Below are 4,474 nucleotides of genomic sequence, written 5' to 3'. Positions count from 1 at the left end.
GCCCGCGGCTTCCTGCGCCGTGACCTTGCCGGCCTCGGTGCCCGTCAGATCGACGCGCGCGGCGCCTTCCACGAGGCTCTTCCAGTAGCGGCCGCCACGGCACCACGTCTTGATCGCGTCGCGCAGTTCGGCTTCGGTCAGCGACAGGTCTTTCGCATGCACCACGAGGTCTTCGAAAATGCCGATTTTCAGCGGCAACTTCGGCGCCGGGTTCTTCGGGAATGCCACGGGGAAGCGTTTTTGCAGACGCCCGATCGAGCGGACCACCGGGTCCACCGGTTTCGCATCCGCCACCGGCCTCGTCTGGGCCGCGCCGCGCGATTGCGGCTGGGCTTGCGGCGGGCGCGCGGGCCGCGCGCCCGGCTTCGCATCCGGACGGGAACCGGGCTTGGCGCCCGGCTTCGAACCGGACCGCGCATCCGGCTTGGCGGCGGACTTCGAAGCGGGCCGCGCAGCCGATTTGCGATCGGGCTTGCCGCCCGACTCGGCGGCCGCACGTGCCGCCGCCAGTTGCTTCTTCAGTTCAGCGAGTTGTTCGAAACCCATAATGCACAACCAATCCGTCGATCTGTAAAAACGCGATTGTAGCAGCGTGCGCAAACGCCCTCGTGACAACCCTCAGCGGCATATGGATGGGCGCATGAGTGGGCGCACCGTCAGCTCGCGGCGGGCAGCGGCGCTTCGGCATCGTGCGCGCGCAGACCCGACACCGCGACGCTCAAACCGGGCCGCCCGGAATTGTTGCGCAGCGACAGCGACAGCCGGTGGCGACCGGCGATCCGCGAGACGATCGCAAGCCCGAGCCCGCTGCCCTCGCCCTTCGATTCCGTACCGCGATAGAAGCGGTCGAACACGCGTTCGAGTTCCGCCTCGGGAATGCCCGAGCCGCTATCGACCACTTCGCAGCCGACCTGCTCGCCGGCGCGCCGGAGAATCACGTCGACGCGTCCGCCGGCCGGCGTATGGCGGATCGCGTTATTGACCAGGTTGCCCAGCAGCACGCTCATGCCGTGCGGCTCGGCGAGCACCGTATACGCGTCGTTCGGCGTGCGTGCGCCTTCGCATTCGAGCCCGAGATCGATCTCGTGCAGCTCCGCGAGCAGCGAAAAGTCGCTGACCGCCTGCTCGCCGATGCGCCGCAGGCTGACCGGCACCATCGACGCGACCGGCTGCGCGTCTTCGTGCGCGAGCGTCAACAGTTGCTGCACGAGGTGAATGATGCGGTTCACGCGCTGCTCGACGCGCTCGAGCGCCTGGCCTTCGCCCTTCAAGGTGCCGTCGCGCGAGGCCGCCTGCAATTGCAGCTTCAGCGCCGCGAGCGGCGAGCGCAGTTCGTGCGCGGCGTCGGCGATGAAGGTGCGCTGCGCCTGCGACGCCGTATGCAGCCGTTGCAGCAGATCGTTGAGCGCTTCGACGAGCGGCCTGATTTCGACCGGCACGCTGCCGTCCAGACGCAACGGTTCGAGCGAATCGATCGAGCGCGTGGCGAGCGCGCGCGACAGGCCGCCGATCGGCCCGAGCCCGCGCGCCACCACCAGCAGCACCAGCACGATCGTCACCGGCAGCAGTACGCCGAGCGGCCACAGCGTGTGCAGCGCGAGCTGCAGCGCGAGATCCTCGCGTACCGAAACCGGCTGCGCGACCTGCACGTAGCGGTCGTTCTGGTCGACGCCGAAGGTGCGCCACTGGTTATCGCCGTGCCGCACGGTGTTGAAGCCCGGCGGCAGGCGTTCGAGCACCGGCGCCTGCGCGGAGTGGTAAATCAGCTGGCCGCCGCGCTCCCAGATTTCGATGACGATGCGGTCGTCGGCGAGATCGCCGAGATCGGGTTCGCGCTGCTTGCCGAGCGCGACGCCGCGCAGGTTCGACGGCAACGACAGCGCGACGGTGCGCAGCTCGTAGTCGAACAGCTCGCTCGCCTCGCCCCGCGCGGTGTGAAAGATCGCGAAGGCCGCGACCACCGAGGTCGCCGCCATGCCGAAGATAAGCCAGCCGAGCAGCCAGCGGCGAATCGACGTCATGCGCGATGTCATGCGCATCGCTTCAGGCGGTAGCCGACGCCCCGCACGGTGACGACCTGGTCCGCGCCGATCTTGCGCCGCAGGCTGTGCACATGCACTTCGATCGTGTTGCTGCCGACTTCCTCGCCCCAGCCGTAGAGCTTTTCTTCGAGTTCGGCCTTCGTGAACACGCGCGTGGGTTCCTCGATTAGCGCCTGCAGCAGCGCGAATTCGCGCGGCACGAGCGGCACCGGCTCGCCGTTCTTCGCGACTTCGTGCGCGGCGGGATCGAGCGTGAGTTCGCCGTGCGCATAGACCGGCTGCTTCTGGCCGGTGCGCCGCCGCAGCAGCGCGCGGATGCGCGCGGCCAGTTCGTCGAGATCGAACGGCTTGATGAGATAGTCGTCGGCGCCGGCGTCGAGACCGCGAATGCGTTCGTCGATCGCGTCGCGCGCGGTCAGGATGATGACCGGCGCGGCACCGCCATTGCGGCGATAGGCGTTGAGCACGTCGATGCCGTCTTTCTTCGGCAGGCCGAGATCGAGCAGCACGAGGTCGTACACGCCGTTATCCAGCGACAGTTCGGCCGCGCGGCCGTCCTCGGCCCAGTCGATCGCATAGCCGGCGCGGCGCATCGCGCCGAGCACCGTTTCCGCGATCATCTCGTCGTCTTCGACCAATAGCAGGCGCATGGCCTCTCCTTCGTGCGGTGTGGGCCGCGGCATTATCGAATGCAGCAGCTTAACGGTTCCTTACAGGACTCCGATGAGATCGTCGGCGTGCCGCGGCGCCTGGCGATGGTGCCCGCAACGTCGTGCATCGAGGCACGTTAAGCATGTCTTAAGCGCCCGTTGAGCAGAATCGGCTTCCATTTCGCGGCATCCGTTCGTGATTGTTCGTGATGGCCCCGACCTCTTTCAGGAGCCGGATTTTGCCTGTTTTTCACGCTACGGCGGCGGCTTTTGCAGCGCCCGCATCGGCGGCGACAGCTTCGGCGCCCCGCCGCTGCCCTCGCCTTCGCCTCCTTCGCCCCTTGCGCCGGCTGCGCCTGCTCGCGCCGCTGTGCGCGCTGCTGTTCGGCGGCTGCGCGATCTACCATCGCGAACCGCTCGCGCCGCAAGACACCTCGACATCGACGCGCTCGCTCGAACGCATCCGCATCGATCCGGCGACGATGCCGCTGCCCGAACTGGCCGCGCATCGTTTCGATCCCGCGGACGGGCTCGATATCGACGAAGTCGCGATGCTCGCAGTCGCCAACAATCCCGATCTCAAGCTCGCCCGCGACGATCTCGGCATCGCGCGCGCACAGGCCTATTCGGCGGGACTGCTGCCCGATCCGCAACTGAGCCTATCGAGCGATTACCCGGGTGCGGCCGGCACCACGCGCGCGTTCAATTATGGCCTGAGCATCGACGTGATGGCGATCGTGCTGCGCAGCGCGAATAAACAGTCCGCCGACGCGACGCTCGCGAAGACCGATCTCGGCCTGCTGTGGCAGGAGTGGCAGGTCGTCGCGCAGGCACGGCAGCTGTTCATCAAGACGCGTTTCCAGCAGGACACGCTGCCGCTGCTGCGCGAACAGCGCGATCTCGCGCGCACGCGCTACGAGCGCATGGCCGAGGCGCGCCGCGACGGCAATCTGACCGACGACGTGCTGAGCGCCGCGCTGCTCGCCTACGGCGACGCGCGCAAGCAATACACCGACGCCGAACGCGCGGCCGCGCAAACGCATCACGACCTGAACGCGCTGCTCGGCCTCGCGCCCGACGTGCAGGTGCAATTGCAAACGCAACCAGGCGACGGCGACATCACGCCGCTCGCGGACGACACGCTCGACGCTGCGCTCGCGAGACTCGCGCAGCGCCGCCCCGATCTGATCGCGCTGCAAGCCGGCTACGAAGCCCAGGAACAGAAATATCGCGCAGCGATTCTGAGCCAGTTCCCGAGCTTGTCGGTCGGCTTCGTGCGGGCGCGCGATACCTCGAACATCTACACGAGCGGCTTCCAGATCAACCTGAGCCTGCCGATCTTCAACCGCAACCAGGGCAACGTCGCGATCGAAAAAGCCACACGTGCGCGGCTGCGCGACGAATACCAGACGCGCCTGAACGAGGCCTACGCGGACGTCGCGCATCTGCGCGAGGACAGCGCGATTCTCGCGCGGCAGTTGCAGCAGACCGAGTCCGCGTTGCCCGACGTCGAGCACGCCGCCCGGCAGGCGGCCGCGGCCTACGCCGATCACGACCTCGCTCTCGGTGCCTACACCGATGCGCAAAGCGCCGCGCTCACGAAACGTATCGACGTCGCGACGCTGCGCGAATCGCTCGCCGAACAACGTGTCGGTTTGCAGGCGCTGCTCGGCAGCGCGATTCCCGATGCCTTCTCATCCGCCCAGACATTCATCGACACTCATGCGAAATAGCCTGTTTTCACCGTTGCGGTCGTGGCCGCGCGCCGTCGCCACCGCGGCA

Annotated in this window: 4 protein-coding genes; 1 reads left to right on the top strand and 3 read right to left on the bottom strand. The window is 67.6% G+C overall.

Features of this window, described 5'->3' with window-relative positions; all coding sequences use genetic code 11:
* From GXB81_RS30420 to GXB81_RS30410, 3 genes are all read right to left on the bottom strand, one after another.
* The coding region (locus GXB81_RS30420; protein ID WP_241016595.1) for a ProQ/FINO family protein at positions 1–546 on the bottom strand (546 nt) is incomplete at its 3' end.
* A gap of 110 nt (positions 547–656) precedes the next feature.
* Entirely contained in the window at positions 657–2,021 is a 1,365-nt protein-coding gene (locus tag GXB81_RS30415; RefSeq protein ID WP_205991146.1) for an ATP-binding protein, read from the bottom strand.
* 8 nt (positions 2,022–2,029) lie between these two features.
* Positions 2,030–2,692: a response regulator gene (locus GXB81_RS30410; RefSeq protein ID WP_167038100.1), complete on the bottom strand. Its 663-nt coding sequence runs from the start codon at positions 2,690–2,692 to the stop codon at positions 2,030–2,032.
* 341 nt (positions 2,693–3,033) lie between these two features.
* On the opposite strand from GXB81_RS30410, the gene GXB81_RS30405 reads away from it, so the two are divergent.
* On the top strand, positions 3,034–4,425 hold the full coding sequence (locus GXB81_RS30405; protein WP_205991145.1) for a TolC family protein: 1,392 nt from the start codon (positions 3,034–3,036) through the stop codon (positions 4,423–4,425).
* Positions 4,426–4,474 lie beyond the last annotated feature (49 nt).

This window comes from Paraburkholderia sp. Ac-20336 (genome assembly GCF_017105025.1).
GTDB lineage: Bacteria > Pseudomonadota > Gammaproteobacteria > Burkholderiales > Burkholderiaceae > Paraburkholderia.
Note: the sequence above shows the minus strand (reverse complement) of the source record. Positions and strands in the feature narration are given on the sequence as shown.

Bases quoted from the DNA above. Each gene is read 5' to 3' on its own strand.
- GXB81_RS30415 (WP_205991146.1), bottom strand. From the start codon at position 2,021: ATGACGTCGATTCGCCGCTGGCTGCTCGGCTGGCTTATCTTCGGCATG.
- GXB81_RS30410 (WP_167038100.1), bottom strand. From the start codon at position 2,692: ATGCGCCTGCTATTGGTCGAAGACGACGAGATGATCGCGGAAACGGTG.